The sequence below is a fragment of the Acinetobacter sp. 16 genome (genome assembly GCF_033439925.1).
GTDB lineage: Bacteria > Pseudomonadota > Gammaproteobacteria > Pseudomonadales > Moraxellaceae > Acinetobacter > Acinetobacter junii.
Genome location: NZ_CP137746.1, coordinates 2,470,826 through 2,491,804, shown reverse-complemented (window position 1 = coordinate 2,491,804; position 20,979 = coordinate 2,470,826). Strand labels below are relative to the sequence as shown.

17 protein-coding genes are annotated in these 20,979 nt (G+C 38.7%); 6 read left to right on the top strand and 11 right to left on the bottom strand.

The genetic code is table 11. From position 1 onward, the window contains the following. Positions 1-28: 28 nt before the first annotated feature. On the top strand, positions 29-2,038 hold the full coding sequence (locus tag R2H34_RS12060; protein WP_004912665.1) for a ligand-gated channel protein: 2,010 nt from the start codon (positions 29-31) through the stop codon (positions 2,036-2,038). 27 nt (positions 2,039-2,065) lie between these two features. Here the strand turns inward: R2H34_RS12060 and R2H34_RS12055 are convergent, their stop codons facing one another. Together R2H34_RS12055 and R2H34_RS12050 are read right to left on the bottom strand one after the other, a co-directional pair. Then, complete coding sequence (locus tag R2H34_RS12055) at positions 2,066-3,079, bottom strand: hypothetical protein (protein WP_087540773.1); 1,014 nt, start codon at positions 3,077-3,079, stop codon at positions 2,066-2,068. A gap of 19 nt (positions 3,080-3,098) precedes the next feature. After that, the gene (locus R2H34_RS12050) at positions 3,099-4,115 is read right to left on the bottom strand and encodes an alpha/beta fold hydrolase (RefSeq protein WP_004963343.1); all 1,017 of its coding nucleotides are present in this window, start codon (positions 4,113-4,115) and stop codon (positions 3,099-3,101) included. Positions 4,116-4,351: 236 nt separating this feature from the next. Between R2H34_RS12050 and R2H34_RS12045 the strand changes: the two genes are divergently transcribed. Further along, positions 4,352-4,966: a carbonic anhydrase gene (locus R2H34_RS12045; protein WP_004963341.1), complete on the top strand. Its 615-nt coding sequence runs from the start codon at positions 4,352-4,354 to the stop codon at positions 4,964-4,966. A 61-nt stretch (positions 4,967-5,027) separates the two neighbouring features. On the opposite strand, the gene R2H34_RS12040 is transcribed toward R2H34_RS12045, so the two are convergent. Beyond that, entirely contained in the window at positions 5,028-6,182 is a 1,155-nt protein-coding gene (locus R2H34_RS12040) for an IS4 family transposase (RefSeq protein ID WP_005003123.1), read from the bottom strand. A 100-nt stretch (positions 6,183-6,282) separates the two neighbouring features. After that, entirely contained in the window at positions 6,283-6,906 is a 624-nt protein-coding gene (locus R2H34_RS12035; protein WP_171488092.1) for an arylesterase, read from the bottom strand. 42 nt (positions 6,907-6,948) lie between these two features. On the opposite strand from R2H34_RS12035, the gene R2H34_RS12030 reads away from it, so the two are divergent. Both R2H34_RS12030 and R2H34_RS12025 read left to right on the top strand, forming a co-directional pair. Then, positions 6,949-7,653: an ABC transporter ATP-binding protein gene (locus R2H34_RS12030; RefSeq protein ID WP_087540009.1), complete on the top strand. Its 705-nt coding sequence runs from the start codon at positions 6,949-6,951 to the stop codon at positions 7,651-7,653. Continuing rightward, entirely contained in the window at positions 7,650-10,136 is a 2,487-nt protein-coding gene (locus R2H34_RS12025; RefSeq protein ID WP_087540011.1) for an ABC transporter permease, read from the top strand. The genes R2H34_RS12030 and R2H34_RS12025 overlap by 4 nt, the downstream gene beginning before the upstream one ends. Here R2H34_RS12025 and R2H34_RS12020 read toward each other — a convergent pair. Further along, positions 10,133-10,939, bottom strand: a complete 807-nt coding sequence (locus R2H34_RS12020) for a rhomboid family intramembrane serine protease (RefSeq protein ID WP_151690906.1) — start codon at positions 10,937-10,939, stop codon at positions 10,133-10,135. The two genes, R2H34_RS12025 and R2H34_RS12020, sit on opposite strands and share 4 nt — an antisense overlap. Positions 10,940-11,012: 73 nt before the next feature. Between R2H34_RS12020 and mtgA the strand changes: the two genes are divergently transcribed. Further along, positions 11,013-11,687, top strand: a complete 675-nt coding sequence (gene mtgA / locus R2H34_RS12015; RefSeq protein ID WP_004912643.1) for a monofunctional biosynthetic peptidoglycan transglycosylase — start codon at positions 11,013-11,015, stop codon at positions 11,685-11,687. Between the two features lie 110 nt (positions 11,688-11,797). After that, positions 11,798-13,876, top strand: coding sequence for a polyphosphate kinase 1 (gene ppk1 / locus R2H34_RS12010; RefSeq protein WP_004912640.1), 2,079 nt, complete (start codon positions 11,798-11,800; stop codon positions 13,874-13,876). Between the two features lie 56 nt (positions 13,877-13,932). Here the strand turns inward: ppk1 and R2H34_RS12005 are convergent, their stop codons facing one another. The 6 genes from R2H34_RS12005 to R2H34_RS11980 form a co-directional block, all read right to left on the bottom strand. Beyond that, positions 13,933-14,976: an NAD(P)H-dependent flavin oxidoreductase gene (locus tag R2H34_RS12005; RefSeq protein WP_151805576.1), complete on the bottom strand. Its 1,044-nt coding sequence runs from the start codon at positions 14,974-14,976 to the stop codon at positions 13,933-13,935. A 279-nt stretch (positions 14,977-15,255) separates the two neighbouring features. Continuing rightward, on the bottom strand, positions 15,256-16,257 hold the full coding sequence (cydB, locus tag R2H34_RS12000; RefSeq protein WP_042891145.1) for a cytochrome d ubiquinol oxidase subunit II: 1,002 nt from the start codon (positions 16,255-16,257) through the stop codon (positions 15,256-15,258). A gap of 2 nt (positions 16,258-16,259) precedes the next feature. Next, positions 16,260-17,693: a cytochrome ubiquinol oxidase subunit I gene (locus R2H34_RS11995; protein WP_005402248.1), complete on the bottom strand. Its 1,434-nt coding sequence runs from the start codon at positions 17,691-17,693 to the stop codon at positions 16,260-16,262. Positions 17,694-17,839: 146 nt separating this feature from the next. Then, on the bottom strand, positions 17,840-18,295 hold the full coding sequence (locus R2H34_RS11990) for a DUF2946 domain-containing protein (protein ID WP_035338772.1): 456 nt from the start codon (positions 18,293-18,295) through the stop codon (positions 17,840-17,842). A gap of 179 nt (positions 18,296-18,474) precedes the next feature. Further along, positions 18,475-19,176 (bottom strand): VIT family protein, encoded by a 702-nt coding sequence (locus R2H34_RS11985; protein ID WP_318342275.1) that lies wholly within the window; start codon positions 19,174-19,176, stop codon positions 18,475-18,477. Between the two features lie 275 nt (positions 19,177-19,451). Continuing rightward, a complete protein-coding gene (locus tag R2H34_RS11980) occupies positions 19,452-20,894 on the bottom strand; it encodes a cryptochrome/photolyase family protein (RefSeq protein ID WP_282896562.1) in 1,443 nt (480 codons plus the stop codon). Between the last annotated feature and the right edge of the window lie 85 nt (positions 20,895-20,979).

The following is a 20,979-nucleotide window of genomic DNA, read 5'->3' as shown; positions in this document are numbered from 1 at the left end:
TAAGATTTGTGTCGTTTAGGTGAAAACTATGTCGAATAAAATAACCCATAAATCTTTACTCACGCTTTCAGTGATGAGCGGAATGCTTTCCATTGCATTTGCAGCAGAAACTAAAACACAAGAGCTTAATCAATTAGAGACTATCGTGGTGATAGCGAGTGGTTTTGAACAAGACATAAAGAAAGCAGCAGCCTCGATCTCAGTACTTTCACAAGAAGAAATTAATAAAAAAGCTTATCGTGATGTCACAGATGCACTGAAAGATATTCCAGGTGTTGTAGTGACGGGGGGAGGCAGTTCTAGTGATATTAGTATACGGGGTATGGGAAGTGCCTATACCGTGATTATGGTCGATGGTAAAAAAGTAAATACCCGCTCTGTGAGACCAAATAGTGATAATTCTGGGATTGAGCAAGGTTGGTTACCCAATATTGGCGCGATTGAACGAATTGAGGTAATTCGTGGTCCAATGTCTGGTTTATATGGCTCGGATGCGATGGGCGGTGTAATTAATATTATTACTAAAAAAAATACAGCTGAATGGACAGGTTCTATTAAGCTAGATACAACACTACAAGAAAATTCAAAATCAGGTCATCTTTATCAAACCAATGCATATATCGCTGGTCCTTTAATTGCAAATCTGTTGTCGTTCAAAGCAAATGGCTTATATTCTCAGCGAGATGAAGACGAGATTTATGGAGGTTACAAGGAGCAGAAAATTCGGGCGGGTGGTGCAGCCTTGAGTCTGACTCCGAATGATCAGCATACGATTGATTTGGACTATCAGCGTTCAATTCAAAATCGTAATGGAACGGTTGGAAAAAGTATCTCTCCTGTGCAAACAGATCGAAATCCTCCAGTAGATTCACTTACAGATTATTATCGAACAGAGTACAGCTTAACTCATCGAGGTCAGCTTGGTCCTGTTGAAACACATTCATATATTCAGCGTGAAGAAAATGAAAATCCATCACGCAATATGGAAGCCATCAATACTACTTTTAATACGATTAACAAGATTAACTTTGATCGTCATAGTTTGAGTTTTGGTGGAATGTACTTAAAAGAAGAATTAGATGATCAAGGCAATCAACTCAGTGTGGGAGGGGCAAAACCTGTCTCAAGTTTAGATCGTTATAGTTGGGCGCTGTTTGCTGAAAATGCATGGAATGTTATAGATGATTTCACTCTGACTACATCATTACGTTTAGATGAAGATGAGAAGTTTGGTGATCATTGGAGTCCAAAAATCTATGGCGTTTGGGGTTTAAATGATCATTGGGTGATTAAAGGAGGCGTGTCTACAGGATATAAAACGCCTGCACTTCGTGCGACGGTAGCAGAGTGGGGGCAAGCAACAGGTGGTGGTCAAAGTAAGGGCGTAATTGTTGGTAATCCAGACCTAAAACCTGAAAAAAGTGTTAACTATGAGGTGTCTTTCAACTGGGATAATTTAGATCATATCACGGCTGGACTTACTATTTTTAATAGTGATTTCAAAGATAAAATTACAGAAGTTAGAACCTGTCAGGGTGAAAATGTTGGCGCCTTAGAGTGTGATTGGTTAGGTGAAAAATTCGACTTTGTCAGCTTACGTGAGAACGTGGATAAAGCCAATATGCGGGGTGCTGAACTGACGTTTGGTTGGCAGGCGTTGCCTAATGTGAATGTATCAGCGAATTACACCTTTACAGATACAGAACAAAAGAGTGGTATCAATAAAGGTAAGCCTTTAAATGAAATGCCTAAGCATATGTTCAATACAACAGCGGATTGGGAAGTATCGGATCAGTTTTCTAGTTGGGCAAGATTAAATTATCGCAGTAAAACATCTGACTATTTAAGTCGAACAGCGATGGCGAAAGGTAAACCTGCCTATACCATGCTAGATGTTGGTGTCAATTATAAACCTACGCAAAATGTCGCAATTGCCGCAGGGGTATATAATTTGCTAGATAAGGAAATAGATACAGAAACTTATAGTTATGTGTTGGATGGTCGACGTTATAATTTAGGACTTACGTATAGTTTCTAACTTTAAATGATAAAAAAAACAAGGCGCTTAGGCGCCTTGTTCATGATTGAGGATGTTCATTACTTGGTCAGAATAATAAAACTTCTCTAAATGAATACGTGCGCGTTGTCTTAGATAACCAGTGTCAATCAAACGCTTTAACACTGGTGTTAATAAAAGACTTAATTCATTTTGAATCAAACTCTCATTAATATTGAGATCTCGAAGGAGTTGATCAAACGTACGCTCCTGATTGCGTGCATACCATGCGTAAACACCATCATGTACTTGTTGTTTCATATAGGGTGTCTGACGAAGATGATCCCAGATCTCATGTCCCATACCAACAGTTTGCGTTAGATCTTGAACTTCAACATAGTTTTTTAACACGGAAACGGGCATAACTTTAATTTTGTGCCAAATATTAGCTTGGAAATGATATAGCTTTTCATCATTAAAATGCTGATTGAGTACGCGCTCACTCATTTGGCTAATTTTAAGAATATTCTTCTGTAAATAATGGCCGACTGTGTCATTTAGATTAGAGTCCGTAACAGTCTCTAATACAGATTTCCCCATTTTCATGAAATGACCAACGCCTGGGACACGTTTAGACATCACTGAATTATCCAAATAATCTTGAATAGAGTGTTGAATAAGTTGAGTAATCAGAGCAGAAAATGCAGGATTGTTAACAATCGTTTTAATTAAGCGTTGGCGATGTCCACTTTTACTTGCAACGTATTGAGCAATCGTATCGATCGTTAAAACAGGAATAATTTTTTCAATGGTTGTTTCATCATTTAAAGGATGAATAAGTGCAAATCGAATGTGCTCGGCAATTTGTTCAACTAAAAATGAACTAGCAGGTGTATTTAAGATCTGTTTTTCAATTAAGGTATAAATTTGTTCAAAAGACCAAATATGTTGTAGTTGTTGTAAACGTATCCAATGATAGAACTGCGAGAACTCTTGTTGAATTGTTTCTGATTGCGAAAACTGTTGATCTAAAAAGTCCAGTTGAGCATCAATCAGTTGTTCTATCATTGGGTGTTTAAGCATAAAGACTCTAAATAAATGATTAAGGAGTAGGTGCAGTCACCGACTTTTGGGCTTGGGTTTTACTCAAGAACGGTAGATATTGTTGAACGACGAGCTGATCTGCTTCTAAGATCGGCATATGACCGACATTATCCAAGATGACAGGTGCTTGAGCGTTTTTCAAAAGTGATTTTAACTCAGGTGCGACTTCAACATTGATAATTTTATCTTGCTTGCCCCATAAAATCAGTGTTGGTGCATCAATTGATTTAGCAAGTAAGGCAAATGAGTCTGGTGTAAACAATTTATTGAGTGCAATGATTTGGTCAACCATTTTCTGAGTTTGTTCTATTTGTCCAATCATCATCTTTTCTTGTGCTTGGGCAATTTCTTTAGGAATAAACGGCGGGTTATGCATTGCTTGCTGCATTAAGAAATTAAAGTCGCCTTTTTTACTGACGATCATACTTCTGATTTGATTTGGGTCTTTCAAGTAAGGTGTATTTCCAGCTTTGTAGACACCAGCCGCATCAACTAAAAATAAACTCTTGGTTTCAAATGGATATTGACCCGCATAAAGCATCGCAATAGAGCCACCTAGAGAGTGTCCTGCAATATGAGCAGGTCCTGTTAAGTTTGCAGCCTCAATAAAACGGCGTAATTTTTCTGTGACATTAGGTACAGAATAATCAAATTCTTTCGGAACTTGGGTTTCTCCACTAGCAGGTAAATCTGGAATGATCACATGATAGTTGCCTGTTAATGCATTCGCGACACGATTCCAGTTATCACGACTACCAGCCAAGCCATGAATAAGTACAACAATCGGTTTACCGACTTGACCACCTTCACTATAAGACCATGTAATATCACCAACTTTAAGCGTTTTACTTTGTAACCCAGCCCAAGCACGTTCCTGTTGTAATACATTTTGGAAACTCATTTCGATTTCAGCGGCTTGAGTCATCGTTGTTGTCATGGTTGCAGCCAGACCGCAACTGAAAGCGATTGCCGTCAGTGTTTTTCGGATTGGTATGGAAAAGCTTCTATTCATCATGATTTTTCTGTCCTTGATTTATTTTTAAACCTTTTGATTATTGTTGAAGTTTCAAACATAGTCATTTGCATATTCAACAGATGTCTGTAAATTATTGCCAATGAAATGATTATTTTTTCCTTATTTTTCTTGATAAATCGATCACCAAATGTTTGAGAGTTTTTATTTTTGTCAGTGACAATCTATCGTCCTCACATTAAACTATTTTTTCATGTCAATCATAGATGGATTTAAGCATGCTCACCGCTAATGAAGCTCTAGAACGTTTAAAAGCTGGTAATGCTCGTTTTGTGAAAGGGGAAGCCGCCCTACAGAAGCAACTCACTCACCAAGAACGTGCTGAAATGGCAAGTGAACAAAACCCTTTTGCTATTGTTTTAGGATGTTCCGATTCTCGAGTGCCAGCGGAGATGGTTTTTGATCAAGGCTTAGGTGATTTATTCGTTATTCGTGTAGCAGGAAATATTGTTGCACCTTCTCAAGTAGGTAGCGTTGAATTTGCTGCTGAACGTTATGATTGTGCTGTTGTTGTGGTATTAGGTCATAGTCACTGTGGCGCAATTCAAGCAACGATCGATACTTTAAAGCATCCTGATCAAGCACCTTCTTCGAACTTAATGTCGATCGTAAACCGTGTACGCCCATCTGTTGAAATCTTAATGCAAACAGAATTGAAAGATGATTTGAAAAAGTTATCGGCACATGCTGTACGCTCTAATGTATTTGCTTCAGTAAATCAGTTGCGTCATGGTTCCGCTGTACTTGAAAGCTTAATCGAGAAAGGCAAAATGATCGTGGTAGGAGCTGAATACTCACTTGAGACAGGTGAAGTGACTTTTTTTGATTTCTAAATAAAGTTATAGATTGTCAAATTATAAAAGGTGCCTACAAGGCACTGCTGTCCCACAAATATCACAAGAAGAACCTCAATTGAGGTTCTTCTTGTTTTCGCCATTTTTTATCAGGCACAAAGAGTGACCTTAAAAGTTTCCTTTCAAATAAATTGACCTGAATAATTCTCAGTAAACGCTGAACACTCCATCCTTCTTGTGCCATGTGTTTAGCGAAGTTCACCAGCAAATAGGCAATTAATGCAATCCATATTTGCGTTTGTATCGCATTGCGGCTTCGACCTAGAAATGACTTCAGTTTTAAATTCTGCTTGATGGCTTTAAAGAATAACTCAATCTTCCAGCGGTCTTTATAAATTGCAGCAATGGTGGATGCTGCCAGATGAAAGTTGTTGCTCAGAAATTCGAATGTTCTTTTCTTATCTGTATCATAAAACTCTATACGTCTTAATAATTCAGGTGCGCCTCTTTTCTTGGCATGCGCACTGCTCAATTCAATACATTCATCCGCAATAATCCCTTTAGTCTCTAATACGCTGCGGCTTGATTTAACTTGATAAACTGTCTTTGGGCGTAGCCGGGTTACAAAGCTGACGTTCTGAAGTGTCAACTGAGCAAACCATTGATAATCAACATATCCTTTATCAAAGACGATAATGCTGCCAGCAGGAAATTTAAATGCTCTGCCTTGCACCATATCATTTTCAATACCATCCCCAAGCGCTACAAATTCAGGAATGGTATTGCTGTGATTTAAGCCAACACTGAGTTTAATACTGGCTTTGGATTCATGTACTTTTGCCCATGCGCACAATGACAGTGAAAGATCAATATGACTGGCATCTAGTGAATACAGCGGATTTTTGAATCTAAATTTATGTGCAGTTTTAGAGTTTTCACAGCGCTGAAGCAGCTGTGTGAACAATTGCTGATACAGGCTGGCGGGCTGTTCTTCGTTGAGTCTTGCTAAGGTGCTTCGCGCAATTCTCTTCGCGCCAAGATGATAGAGCTTTTCCTGCTGGGATTCGAGATTGGATTGAATGTCTCTTAAGCTTTGCCGACAAGAAAGTTGGGACATCAATATGGCAACAAACTGATCCCAGCGGGTGGCTGATCTTAATTTTTGCCCAGAGTGGTGCAGTTTAGCCAGACGTTCAAAATCTTGTCTTAGAATGGGTTTGAGTAATTGATGAAATACGGTATTCTGATGTGACAAAACCTGAGTCCTTTATAGTTAAAGTGTTTGTTTGCACTCATATTTTAACTATTTAGACTCAGGTTTTTTTATTTAAAGCAAACTATGGGACAGTAGTGGCCTACAAGGCACCTTTTATATATGGATAAGCTGAATTTAACATGATCGGCTGCGCCTGAGCATTTGGATGAATTTGATCTTTTTGAATAAGATTTTTATTACCCGCTACACCCTCCAAAAAGAAAGGTAAAAGCTTAACTTTGTATTGCTGACTTACAACTTTATAATTTTTTTCAAACGCTGTGCTATACGCCGTTCCATAATTTGGTGGTATCTTCATACCAAACAGTAAAACTGTTGCCTTTTGTCTTTGACTGAGTTGTACCAACTGAGCAAGATTACGTTGGATCATTTGAGGTGGTTGTCCTCGGAGTCCATCATTACCACCTAGCTCAATCACCATAATTTCAGGCTTATAGGTTTGTAATAGCTTAGGCATTCTTGCAAGTGCACCGCTTGTTGTTTCACCGCTTACACTTGCATTGACCACTTTGTGTTTTTTCGGATACTGTTGGTCAAGCCGTTGTTGTAATAAGTTAACCCAGCCTTGTTTGACATCTATTCCATAGCCTGCACTCAGACTATCTCCCACAATCAATATAGTCTTAGCTGAAACGATTGTCGGGAATACACATATTGCAAGCGCTCCCAGTGTTTTAGAAACGAACAAGATAACTTTAGATATTTGCATAGCACTTAAAATTTGTTCTAAAGGATACGTGACATCATGCCACAACCGATTATTTCTGCTCGAAAAGTTACACAAACCATTCAAATTAATCAGCAAAATTTAACGATTTTGAAAGAAATTAATTTGGAAATTTATCAGGGAGAGCAGATTGCAATTACGGGACGTTCAGGTTCAGGAAAGTCAACATTATTGGGGATTTTAGCGACTTTGGATCGTCCTAGTAGTGGTGAATTGACGGTTTGCGGTCAAGATGTACATCAGCTAACAGAGGAGCAGCGAGCACAAGTTCGTTTAGAAAATATTGGGTTTGTATTCCAGTCATTTCAACTTCTTCCACAGTTGAGTGCTTTAGAAAATGTCATGCTGCCGATGCGTTTACAACCAGACTTCCAATTTAAAGATGCTGAGAAAAAAGCGTTGGCATGGTTAGAGCGTGTTGGTTTGATTCGACAGGCTCATCAAACACCCAAAGTTTTATCTGGTGGTGAGCAACAGCGTGTCGCTATTGCACGTGCCTTGATTGCTGAACCTAAATTAATTTTTGCAGATGAACCCACAGGTAATTTAGATGGGCAAACTGCAGAAGAGATTGAACAATTACTTTTTGATTTAAACAAAGAGTTGGGAACAACATTGGTTCTAGTCACGCATGATCAAAACTTAGCTGAACTTTATCAACGTCATGTCAAACTCATCGATGGTCAGATTCAGGAGATTGTTCGATCAGGAGGGGCAATATGAGTTCTATTTTAAAGCCCTTACTGATACAAAGTTTTCGAACGGGTGGTTTGTATTTACTGATTATTGCACTTTCATTGGCGATCAGCGCGACAACGGCTTTGAAATTTAGCAACACTCAAGTACAAAATGCTGTGACCTTACAAGCAGCTGAAATGCTTGGAGCTGATCTGGTGTTGTCGGATAGTCATCCGATTCAGTCCAGTTGGATAGAGCAAGCGAATAAGCTGAACTTGAAGCATTCTCCAGTCACTGTATTTGGTTCTATGGCACATACCCAAGATCAATTTGTCATGGTTAATGTCAAAGCGGTCAATGATCAATTTCCTCTACGAGGCAAGTTAGAAATTGAACCCCAAGCCAAATCAATACAACCAAATCAAGTCTGGTTAAGCCCACGGGCAGTTGATTTACTCAAAGTTAAATTAGGTGAACAAGTTGCAATTGCAGATGGAACATTTACTTTCACAGGCGTGATTGAACATGATTCAAATCAAGAGTTAGGTTTCTCTGGATTTTCACCAACAGTTATTATTCATCAGGCGGATATTGCGAAGACAAATGCCATTCAAGTCGGGAGTCGGATTGAATATCGTTTATTGATGGCAGGTCAGCTAGAACAAGTAAATGCATTTAAAACGATTTATAAGCAGCAAACTCATCAAGAGGATGAAACCTCTCCGAATGCAAATTCATCTGTAGAAAATTCGGAACAAACTTCACTTCGATTGCGTGATGCTAGTCAGTCCAATACACGATTAATGAAACCAATCGAGAATTTGGATACATTCCTACAGCTCGCCAATTTACTTACTATTTTGCTTTGTGGGATTGCGATTGCTTTAACTAGTCAACGTTATGTACAACAAAACCAAGATCATATTGCTTTGATGCGGTGTTTGGGTTCAAGTAAGAAACAGATATTGATTGCTTATTTAGGCTTGTTAGCCTTGGTAAGTGCTATTTCCATCGTGTTAGGAAGCCTGATTGGAATCGCATTAGGCTATGGATTATTGCAATTGATGTTGCAGCTCATTCCGCAACTACAAGTTAGTTTTGCTATATTTGATATCCTGATGGCATTACCGATTGCTATTTTCACCAGTGTAATGGTTTTGATTGGTTTTATTCTGCCGAGTATTTGGGAGTTATTAAATACGCCGCCAATACGCGTAATTCGTCAACAAGAACGTTCACGCAAATCCTATATAGCAATGTTTGCTATCGGCACGATCAGTTTAATGATTTTTAGTTTAGTTCTTAGTGATAATTTACAATTGAGCCTAATGGTTCTCGCTGCAATTCTTGTGCTTTGTGGAGTCTTATATGCTGTTATTTGGTTGCTTCTCAAACTGATCAAACAATTAAAGCACCCATTATCTGCCTATGTTCGGATACCGCATCAAACTGCATTGCAAATTACGGCACTTGCATTGGGATTAAGTTTAATTACGGTACTTAGTGTATTGAGAACAGACTTACTTGAGCGCTGGCAACAACAACTTCCAGAGGGAACACCTAACCAATTTGTGTATGGTCTGCCCCCATTTGACATGCCTTTGTTGAAACAATCGTTGGAACAGAATGATTGGAGTTCAACGCCGTTGTATCCAAATATTCGAGGTCGATTGATTTCAAAAAATGGTGAAGCTTTCTCTCCAGAATTGATCAAAGAAAATAACTCATTACGTCGTGAATTAAATCTTACGCAGTCCTCTGAGTACCCTAAAGATAATGTGATTACTCAAGGACGTTCAACATTTACTCAAACTGGGCAAGTTTCTGTTGAAGAAAAATTGGCGAGTGAACTTGGAATCAAGATTGGCGATCAACTGAGCTTTAGTCTGCCTGAAGGAAGCTTGAATGCAACCGTGATTAATTTACGCTCCGTAGAATGGGAAAGTTTTAGCCCCAATTTCTTTTTCATTTTTTCACCTAAAACGATGGATGAAAATGCTGGAAGTTATTTAGGTAGTTTTTATGTTCCGCCAACTGATCAGGCAAAAATGGTTGAGTTGATTCAGCAATTTTCAAATACTGTTTTTATTGATGTTGGACGTGTTCTAGATGAAGTGAAACGTTTGATGACTGTGTTGGTTCAGATCGTGACAGTACTTGCAATGTTGGTTGGTTTGTCAGGCATTTTAGTCTTGATTGCGTGCTTAAATGTATTGATGGATGAACGTCGTCGAGAAGTGGCACTGTTAAGATCATTTGGGATCGCTAAGAATCGATTAAAACGCATGTTGAGTTTAGAAATCGGTTTTATTGGATTAGTCTCAGGTGTTGTGGCGTGTTTTTTTGCTGAGGTGATCAGTGCTATCGCTAGCTATAAAATGCAAATGTCTATTCAATGGCATCCAGAAATCTGGATTATTCTTCCTTTGACGATGATGGTGGTATGTACATTGATAGGTCGTTATCGCTTGAGCTATCTCTGTGATATACCACCTTTGCAAAGTTTAAGAGAAATTAATCAGTCTTAAAAACTGATCTGATTTTGGCGCAGAATCTCAGTCCACAAAGAAGTGAGTTCTGTGCTGAGTCGGGTGCAATACCAATAAAAGATGCTTAAAGTCGAGACTGCAACAAGCAGTGCTATAAATTGGAATACACCCGTTCGTTGTGTTTTTTGAGACAGATACCATAAGCCCGCTAACAAACCACCCATCAACATGCCACCGATATGTGCGGCATTGTTGATGCCAGATACGGTGAAACCAAACACAAGGTTGATTGCCATAATCATGAGTAATGATTTTTTATCTAGAATAAAACGTTGATTTGCGAGTTGAGGCAATAATGAAATTACGGTCAATGAAGCACCGAGTCCCATAACAGCACCTGATGCACCTGCGCTAATACGAGGTAATAAAGCAGCATCAAAGTTTTGTAGCAAATCATATGCATCTCGAATCGAGAGATAACTCGATAATACACTTCCCATTAAACCAGCAAGAAAATACATACCTATATAATAGGAACGGCCAAATAGTTGTTCAGCTACATTGCCAAAAATATAAAGCGCCCACATATTTAGCATCAGATGGATGAGTCCAAAATGGAAAAACATGCTAGTAAATAGGCGCTCAGGCTGAGATAAGAATGTAAGTGGCGTAAAATCTGCACCCCAAGCAATTGCATCTAGAGGTGAAGGGTCGGTAATATTCACACCTGAAAGAATTTGCCAACCAAATAAACTGACATTGACGGCAATAAGTAATGCGGTAAACCACCATGTATGGATTCTCAACTTTTGATTGATTTGTGGTGGTGTCATGTCAGTCATATGTGTCTAAGCTAGTCATCAATATAAAAAACAGCTTAGCATGAATTCGTTGCCCTAGGAGTGATGCACTTTAATGAAAGCCTTTTTAGCACGTGCAGTAATGTTGATTATTGGAGTGATACTCCTCATCCAACTTTGGATCTTTGCAAGTTTAGTTTGGTGGAGAACCAATCCAGTTGAAACCACAATGTTTATGCGGTTGGACTATTGGTCTGATATGAAACCAATTCAGCAAGATTGGCGAGATTATGATGAGATTAGTGACAACTTTAAGCACGCAATTCTTGCAGCCGAAGATGCGAAGTTTGTTCATCATCATGGATTCGATTGGGCAGGTATCCAGCATGCTTTAGAACGTAATAATGAGAAGGGTGAAGTGGTTGCAGGTGGATCAACAATTTCTCAACAATTGGCAAAAAACCTATTTTTATACAACCAACGTTCGTTTATTCGCAAAGGACAGGAAGCAGTTGCAACGTGGATGATGGAGCGGATGTGGTCAAAGCGCCGAATTTTAGAGGTATATATGAACTCTGTAGAATTTGGTGAAAATATTTATGGGGTTGAAGCTGCAACACAATATTATTATGGGAAAAGTTCAAAAAGCTTAACACGTGAACAAGCCGCATTTTTAGCAGCGTTGTTACCAAATCCTAAGTATTATCAAGATCATCGTAATGACCGTAAGTTGCAATATCGCAAACGCGTCATATTGAGATATATGAACGGAACACAGCTTCCAGAATAATCCGATCGATTAAAAAAGCTCAATATTTTTGGGCTTTTTTACCAAATTGACATAAATTTGCAGCATACTTAAATTATCAGTAGATGAATGCATAAATAACAAGGTTCAGTATGAATACGGCAGTGACGACAACAACGCCAATAGAATATAGTTACAACGATCGTTATATTAATCGCGAATTATCCATCCTCGATTTCCATTTACGTGTCTTGGAACAGGCTGTCGACCCACTTCATCCGTTATTGGAGCGTATGAATTTCTTACTGATCTTTTCCCGCAATTTAGATGAGTTTTTTGAAATCCGTGTTGCAGGGATGATGGAGCAACTAACTCTGGGCAATGAAAGTCGCACACCAGATGGCTTAACTCCAAAGCAAGTTTTAGATCAAATCTCTGTTACTGCTCATGCTGCAATTGAACGACAATATCGAATTCTAAACGAGCAGATCTTACCTAAGTTGCGTGAAGAAGACATTTGTTTCCTACGCCGTGGTGAGTTGACACCTGCACAGTCAGCATGGATTAAAAAGTATTTTCAAGAGCAAGTCGCTCCTGTGTTAACGCCAATTAGTCTTGATCCAGCGCATCCATTTCCTCGTTTAGTGAATAAAAGTCTAAACTTTATCGTGACCTTGGAAGGTAAAGATGCTTTTGGTCGTCAAATTGATCTAGCTGTCGTCCCTGCACCGCGCTCATTACCGCGTGTGGTTCGTTTACCAGATGAGCTGACAGGTGGAAAAGAACATCATGTCATGCTATCTGCGATTATTCATGAGCATGTATCTGATTTATTCCCTGGTATGACAGCGACGGGTTGTTATCAGTTTCGTGTAACACGTAATGCCGATTTAGCTCTTAACGAAGATGTTGAAGACTTAGCGAAAGCCTTAAAAGGTGAGTTAAGTTCTCGTCGTTTTGGTCGTGCTGTACGTTTAGAAGTAACTCATAATTGTCCAAAACACATCTATGAATATTTGTTAGATGAATTTGATCTAAATGAAGAACAACTTTATCGTGTAGATGGGCCTGTAAATTTGGCGCGTTTGTTGTCTAATTTTAAACGTCCGCATTTACGATATGATTCCCACACACCAATTATTCCAAAAGCATTCAAGAAATCCGAAAGTGTGTTTTCTGCGATGCAAAAGCAAGATATTTTGCTGCATCATCCATTCGAATCTTTTGCACCTGTAATTCAATTATTACGTGAAGCAGCACGTGATCCACAAGTGCTTGCAATTAAGCAGACTTTATATCGAAGTGGTGCTGATTCTGAAATTGTTCAGGTACTTGCTGAAGCTGCACGGAATGGTAAAGAAGTCACAGCAGTAATTGAATTGCGGGCTCGTTTTGATGAAGAGTCAAACATCGAGGTTGCAAACGTTTTGCAAGAAGCAGGTGCGGTCGTTGTATACGGCATCGTAGGCTACAAAACACATGCCAAAATGATCTTAGTTGTGCGTCGTGAGAATAATAAACTAGTCCGTTATGTTCATTTGGGTACAGGTAATTACCATGCAACCAATGCCCGTATCTATACGGACTATGGTTTGATGACGACAGACAAAGATTTATGTGAAGACGTACATCGCATATTCCAAGAGTTAACTGGCATGGGCAAAATGGCGAAGCCGAAGAAGCTCTTGCATGCTCCATTTACTTTACATGCTCAATTGATTAACTATATTGATGATGAAATTGCTAATGCAAAAGCAGGTAAGCCAGCTCAAATCATCGTCAAAGTAAATGCTTTAACTGAAGTTCAATTGATCAATAAATTGTATGAGGCATCTCAAGCGGGTGTTCAGATTGATTTAATTATTCGTTCAATTTGCTGTTTACGTCCTGGTTTACCGAACCTGTCAGAAAATATTCGTGTCCGTTCGATCGTTGGGCGTTTCTTAGAACATACCCGTGTTTATTACTTTAGCAATAATGGAAATCCTCGTATTTATTGTTCGAGTGCAGACTGGATGGATCGTAATTTATTCAACCGTGTTGAAGCTTGTTTCCCAATTGAAGACCCTGCATTGAAAAAACGTATTTATCAACAAGGTTTGCTTAACTATCTGAAAGATAATCAGCAAGCATGGTTATTGCAAGGTGATGGTGTTTGGGAGCGTGCTAAACCTGCGGAAGGTGAGGAGCTACATAATGCTCAGCACACCTTGTTAGACTTGATTAAATAAGCACTAAAAAACCGATCTTCAATAGATCGGTTTTTTAATTCTGCCTTGATCAGTGCTTAATATGATTTCATTTCTAAAACCAATTGGTTAATGAGATCAGCTGCTTCAAGTTCACGAATTTGTGCAACATTACTACCTGCCCAAAATGCATTGTAGCCAAATTCTTGTTGTTTGTTGGCAATAGCCATCAGTTGTTTGGTTAGATCATAAGTGTATGGGTAGGCTGGAACTTTTGGTCGCTGTGGTGAGTCAATTTCTGTATGCCATGTGCCCAATAAGCCACGTGCAGGGCGACCAGATAAACTCGCACTGATCTGGGTGATTTTTTGACTAAACAATGCTTTTCGATAAGCTGCATTTGCACTTGAACTTTTACATTGAACAAATGCTGTTCCAAGTTGAACAGCTACAGCTCCCGCTTTCATCATCTGTTTAACTTGATCACCATTCATAATACCGCCTGCAGCAATCACAGGTATTTTGCAATGTTTTGAAATTAAGCTCACCAAATCTAAAGTTTTAATAGCTGCATCAAATTCTTGATTAAAAATACCGCGATGTCCTCCAGCTTCTATACCTTGAGCGATGATCAAATCTATACCAGCAGCTTCAATGGCTTGGGCTTCAATTAAATTTGTTGCAGAAACCATGGTGATAATTCCTGCTTGTTTTAGTGCAGAAATTTGATGAGCTTTGGGAATGCCAAAATGGAAACTGACAGCTTTGGGTTGGGTTTGTAAAACAATATCCAAATAATCATCGCTGTCTAAAAAGCTAGGATATATACAATTCAGTTGTTGGGGTGGTTGTGCATCAAATTTCTCAAAATGAGGGCGTAGGTAGTTGATCCATTGTTGTGCTACATCGTGATCAAGCTGTTCAGATTGATGACAAAAGAAGTTCACCTGAAAAGGTTTATCAGTTAATGATTGTGTTTTAATGATCTGTTCTTTAGCTGCTTCAGGTGTGTTTGCACCTAACCCAAGTGCACCAAGAGCGCCTTGGTTAGACACCTCCGCTGCAAGTTCAGGTGTGGAAACACCAGCCATTGGTGAAATAAAAATGGGATGTTTAATTTCTAATAATTCTAAAATAGTCATATTCTTTACCTACATCATTTTTATTCAACATAGCTTAAATGCTTAAAAAATGGCAAATAATAATGGCTATTTCTTTAAAGAATGATCAAAACTTATGTTATTTAAATAGATATAAAGATGTTTGGCTAACTGTGTAGCCAAACATCAAAACATTCGATTAAGAATAAGCCAGCATGAGCAAAGCCTTAAATATGCCTGCGATCAAAGCTAGACCTAAAAAGCCAACAAACCAAAGTCCAATAAACCATTTTACTTGTGATGATTTCATTTGATTTAACCTCAATGATATCCTTGGTCACCAACACGAACTTTATCTCTAAAAATCCAGTAACCCCAAAAGGTGTATGCCAAAATGATCGGAATCATCACGACAGCACCAATTAATGCAAACATTTGACTATTTCGTGGCGCAGCAGCTTCCCAAATGGTAACTGATGGAGGAATGATGTTGGGCCATAAAGTAATCACAAAGCCTGAGTAGGCGAGGAACATCAGCACTAGGGTGTAGAGAAAAGGCTTATGTTCATTTCGGTTTAGGCAAGCTCGCCAAGTTAATACAGTAAAAATAATCACCAAGATTGGAACAGGGCTAAAATAAATCAGTTGTGGCACAGTAAACCATTTCGCTGCAATTGCAGGTTGGCTATAAGGTGTATATAAACTGACAGCAGCAAAAATAATGAATAAAGCAATAATTAATTTTGGCATCAGCTCATACATTTTCTCTTGTAGACCATCATCAGTTTTCAAAATTAACCAACCACAGCCTAATGCAGCATACATCACGACCACACCTATGCCTGTAAACATAGAAAATGGGGTAAACCAGTCAAAACTACCACCAACGAATATTCCATTTTCAGTTTTTAAGCCCTGAATATATGCACCTAAAATCATTCCTTGGAGAAAACTAGCAATCGTGGAGCCTCCGATGAATGCAAAGTCCCAGAGTGCTTTGGTACGATTGGCTTTAAATCTAAACTCAAAAGCGACACCCCTAAAAATAAGGGCAATCACCATGAGCGTAATCGGCATATATAAGGCAGAAAGCACAGTGGCATAAACGATTGGGAAGGCAGCAAAAAGACCTGCTCCTCCTAATACCATCCATGTTTCATTGCCATCCCAAACAGGTGCAACCGTATTCATCATGACATCACGTTCTTGTTGATCCTGAATAAAGGGAAATAAAATACCGATGCCAAGATCAAAACCATCTAGAACAACATATATCAAAACACCTAATGCAATAATCATTGCCCAAATTAGTGAAATATCCATGCTTATTCTCCTTTCTCATGATCATTGGATTCAAGACGTTCATCTACAGCACTGAGTGGGCGCATTGGTGTTTTAAAATGACCAACACCACCTTGTTCCTCTATCGGTGTATGAATAAATTGTGGTCCTTTGTGCATGAGTTTGAAGATGTAATAGATGCCTGTACCAAATACAACAGTATAAACAATGACAAAAATAATCAGGGTAATACCGACTTGATCAGCTGATACGCTAGACAGCGCATCTTTAGTTCGTAACACACCATAAACAACCCATGGTTGGCGACCTAGCTCGGTCGTAAACCATCCTGCTAACAATGCGATATAGCCTGTAGGTCCCATGATTAATGCAAATTTATGGAACCACTTTTTCTCGAATAACTGTTGCTTCTTGCGAAGTAAAAGACCAATCAAAGCGAGTAGAACCATGAGTGTGCCGAGACCCACCATGATACGGAAACTCCAAAATACCAAAGTCGAATTTGGACGATCTTCTGGTGCAAACTCTTTAAGACCTTTAACTTGACCATCTAGACTGTGAGTTAAAATGAGGCTACCTAGATAAGGAATCCCAACTGCATATTTGGTCGTTTCAGCTTGCATATCAGGGATACCAAATAAATACAGAGGCATCGCTTTATCTACATTGGTTTCCCAATGTCCTTCCATTGCAGCTAATTTCGCTGGTTGATGCTTTAAAGTATTTAAACCGTGATGATCTCCAATCAAAACTTGTGCAGGTGCAGCAAATAGAATCATCCACATAGCCATAGAAAATGATTTTTTAACTAAAGCATCCCGACGACCACGTAATAGATGCCAAGCAGCAGTGGCCGCAACAACCAAAGCTGAAACTAAAAAGGCTGCAACAGCCATATGTGCAAATCGGTAAGGGAAGGAAGGATTGAATACGATGGCAAACCAATCAGTCGGCACAATAATGCCATTTTCTATTGCGAAACCTTGAGGTGTTTGCATCCAACTATTTGAAGATAAGATCCAAAACATTGAAATACATGTACCTACAGCAACCATAAATGTAGCAAAAAAGTGTGCCTTTTCACTGACACGCCCCCAGCCAAATAGCATGACGCCGAGAAAGCCTGCCTCTAGGAAAAAGGCAGAAAGCACCTCATAGGTTAACAGTGGGCCAGTTACACTGCCCGCAATCCGAGAAAATTCACTCCAGTTAGTGCCAAACTGATAGCTCATGACTACCCCAGAAACGACACCCATACCAAACGTGACAGCGAAAATTTTTAACCAATATTTATATAAATCTTGATAAATCGGATTGTGACTTCTAAGCCATTTCCACTCTAGTACAGCAAGAAAACAAGCGAGACCAATCGAGGTTGCAGGAAAAATAATATGAAAGGAAACCGTAAAAGCGAACTGGATTCGTGCCAGTTCTAATGCTGTTAAGCCTAAATCCATGATGAATCCTCCATTTCGCTGATCAAAATATTTTGATTAACAGAGTGAAAGAGTGCTTTTTTAAGGGTGTGTGTAACACGCTCTTGCTGAAGATCAGCAAAAGAAAAATGATTAAGCATAGATAAACTCACATTCTCAATAATTGATTAAATAAATGAATACATTGAGAACGTAGAGGGCGGGGCTCGACCTTGAGGGATGAGAAATAGACGTTGTAGTGAAAAGAAGAAACCAATAAATACTTGATACAAATGCAAGTATCGGACTTGTACACGCACGAATACTTCTTTAATCCCAAGTGTGGGGGGTGCAACTAAGTGTCCATAAAAGAAACAAAAAGGACATTGGTGATTAAGATCGTGATGGTGCTGATCAGAATGAGAATCTGCTTGAGGCTGATCTAGATGCAAACTGTGGTGATCAGTATGTAAAACTTGTTCCGAATGTAGATGTAATTTTTGTTTTATTTGGGTAGACAGAAGCAAAACAGTCTCACATGCAGGGGAAATTTGATATTCCTCTGGCAATAAAGGCTGTAAAAAAACAGCGATCTGTAATGCAATTGTTGCAAAAGCCAACAATATCCCAAGTCGATGTATCAAGACACTTCTCTACATTGGACATTTCAAACCAGAAAGTTAGCTTTTGGTTAATTCAGACCATCAAACTAGGCTTTGTGTTATATGTCATCATACACCTAATTTTGAAAAAAATCTTAATGATGCTTGGGATATATTATTAATTTGTAGTTTGATTGATTGGTCAAAATAAAATGGCTATCTTACAAGGGCTGCACATTAAATAATGAGCCTGCCCAACTAGAAAATGCCATTGCGATCACGCCCCAAATCACTATTCTTAGGCTTCCTTTAAGCATCGATGTGCGTGCAAAATAACTCGATAAAGCGCCTAGAACAGCCAAAGACAGAACACCCGTAATTAAAACAGTTTTTGATACCCATTCATTTGAACTTAATAAAATAGCGAGCATGGGGAGTGCTGCACCACATGAAAATGATGCGGCAGAAGATAATGCTGCTTGAATGGGATTTGCTGCTGTATTTTCGTGAATTCCAATTTCATCGCGAGCATGTGCGCCAAGTGCATCATGTGCAGTTAATTGAGTTGCAACCTCATGTGCAAGTTCAGGATTTAAACCCCGTGAGATATAGATTTCAGTCAGTTCTTTTAATTCAGCATGAGGGTTTTTCTCAAGTTCTTTAGCTTCTCTTCGAAGATCAGATGTTTCTATATCTTCTTGTGACTTAACCGAAATATATTCTCCTGCAGCCATAGATGTAGCACCTGAGATTAATCCTGCGATACAGGTAATCAATAAAGTATGAGAACTAACACCGCTTGCAGCCACCCCCATAACTAAACTCGTGACGGAGATGATTCCATCATTCGCCCCAAGAACTGCGGCACGCAGCCACCCTGAACGTTGCATAACATGAAGTTCTGAATGATGTGAATGTGACATAGGCTTACTCTTAATTAATCAATATTGTTCAAAATATTAAAGTCATTTATCTGTGATTATTGCTAAATTTTTCAATGATTCATCAACTTATCATACTTATAAAATAACTTATTTTAACTATACCGTGATGATCTCTTGGTTATAATATGTGAATAATTTGACATTTTAATGCTTTGATTCTTCTTCGAAGTTTTCGTTGTGAACCATAATTATTTGAAAATAAACCTTCATACACACATTATTTAACTTTAGTGTAAGAAGGCTATTGTGCTGGTTTATAATAATGCTTGGAAAGCTTGAATAGCACGTTCTCGACTGGTTTTTAAGTCAACAATTGGATGAGCATAATCTATTTTTAATGGGGTATTTTGGGCATAAGGCTCATGAATCCGTTTGGCATCTAGTTGAGTCAGTTCTGGAACCCAACGTCGAATATACACGCCATTTTCATCGAACTTTTGGGATTGGCTAATTGGATTAAAAATTCTGAAATAGGGAGCAGCATCAGTTCCTGTCGATGCACACCATTGCCAACCGCCATTATTTGCCGCTAGATCGCCATCAATCAGGTTTTGCATGAACCATTGTTCACCTTTACGCCAATCAATTAATAGATTTTTAGTGAGGAACATGGCACAAATCATGCGAACTCGGTTGTGCATCCAACCCGTAGAAAGAAGTTGACGCATACCCGCATCAACGATTGGAATACCTGTTTGTCCTCGTTTCCATTTTTCAAAACCTTCGCTATCATCACGCCATTGAACATTCTGTGTTGCAGCTTTAAAAGGTAAGTGCTTAGAAACTTGTGGAAAATCAAATAATATATGTTGATAAAACTCACGCCATAATAATTCATTTAACCACGTTTGTTGTCCTTCGGACTGGATAACAAAATCACCTTGTTGATGTCTAAATGCTGCTTGAATGCACTGACGAATTGAAATAATTCCAATATTTAAATAAGCAGAAAGTTGACTAGTTCCTTTAACCGAAGGGTAGTCCCGTAAAGCGTTATATTGAATAATTCGTTTTTCAACAAACTGATTCAGTAGGTTTCTCGCATGTTTTTCACCCACTCGCCATTCACTCGCATTTTTGTCTTTAATTTTGTCAGCATAGTGATTTTGGATGTTCTGTAAATCTGTTTGGTGTAGCTGACAAAAATCAAACTGTATGGGTGCTTGGGTTTCTGGGATTGGATAACACTGAGGTAAACCGAGTTCTAAGCGCTGATAGCAACTTTTTTTGAAAGCACCAAAAACTTGATAGGGTAGATTCGATTGAGTTCGAATACTTGCAACTGGAAACAGCGTTCGATCTTGAAACAGTATCAGTTCTTTTTTTTGACGATTTAAACTTTGTTGTACTTCATTATCGCGTTTGAGTTCATTGAAGCCAAATTCAATATTGGCATACACATTTTCAAATGGTAATTTTTCTGCGAGATCAACAAAAAACTCCGCAATGTCATCCCAAAGAGGTACAGTAAATATGAGTAAAGGGATCTGTAGTTTGGAAAGTTCTGTTTTTAGCTCTAAAAGTTGGCGTAAATAAAAATCAATTTTAATATCCGCATCGTCATGACGTTGCCATTGTTCAGGTGACAGAATACAAATCGCTGTACATGGACCATTCTGACGGGCATGCCATAAAGCAGCCTGATCACGGACGCGGAGGTCTTGGCGGAACCAGATTAATTGATAAGTATTTGACATAGCAATTCTATAAAGTTCTTTAAAAATTATTATTTATATTTTATAGGTGCTTATGTGAAGAAAAAGCAAAGCCGAGGCTTTGCTT

Coding starts and splice junctions, on each gene's coding strand:
- R2H34_RS12060 (WP_004912665.1), top strand. CDS start 29: ATGTCGAATAAAATAACCCATAAATCTTTACTCACGCTTTCAGTGATG.
- R2H34_RS12055 (WP_087540773.1), bottom strand. CDS start 3,079: ATGCTTAAACACCCAATGATAGAACAACTGATTGATGCTCAACTGGAC.
- R2H34_RS12050 (WP_004963343.1), bottom strand. CDS start 4,115: ATGATGAATAGAAGCTTTTCCATACCAATCCGAAAAACACTGACGGCA.
- R2H34_RS12045 (WP_004963341.1), top strand. CDS start 4,352: ATGCTCACCGCTAATGAAGCTCTAGAACGTTTAAAAGCTGGTAATGCT.
- R2H34_RS12030 (WP_087540009.1), top strand. CDS start 6,949: ATGCCACAACCGATTATTTCTGCTCGAAAAGTTACACAAACCATTCAA.
- R2H34_RS12025 (WP_087540011.1), top strand. CDS start 7,650: ATGAGTTCTATTTTAAAGCCCTTACTGATACAAAGTTTTCGAACGGGT.
- R2H34_RS12020 (WP_151690906.1), bottom strand. CDS start 10,939: ATGACTGACATGACACCACCACAAATCAATCAAAAGTTGAGAATCCAT.
- mtgA (WP_004912643.1), top strand. CDS start 11,013: ATGAAAGCCTTTTTAGCACGTGCAGTAATGTTGATTATTGGAGTGATA.
- ppk1 (WP_004912640.1), top strand. CDS start 11,798: ATGAATACGGCAGTGACGACAACAACGCCAATAGAATATAGTTACAAC.
- R2H34_RS12005 (WP_151805576.1), bottom strand. CDS start 14,976: ATGACTATTTTAGAATTATTAGAAATTAAACATCCCATTTTTATTTCA.
- cydB (WP_042891145.1), bottom strand. CDS start 16,257: ATGGATATTTCACTAATTTGGGCAATGATTATTGCATTAGGTGTTTTG.
- R2H34_RS11995 (WP_005402248.1), bottom strand. CDS start 17,693: ATGGATTTAGGCTTAACAGCATTAGAACTGGCACGAATCCAGTTCGCT.
- R2H34_RS11985 (WP_318342275.1), bottom strand. CDS start 19,176: ATGTCACATTCACATCATTCAGAACTTCATGTTATGCAACGTTCAGGG.
- R2H34_RS11980 (WP_282896562.1), bottom strand. CDS start 20,894: ATGTCAAATACTTATCAATTAATCTGGTTCCGCCAAGACCTCCGCGTC.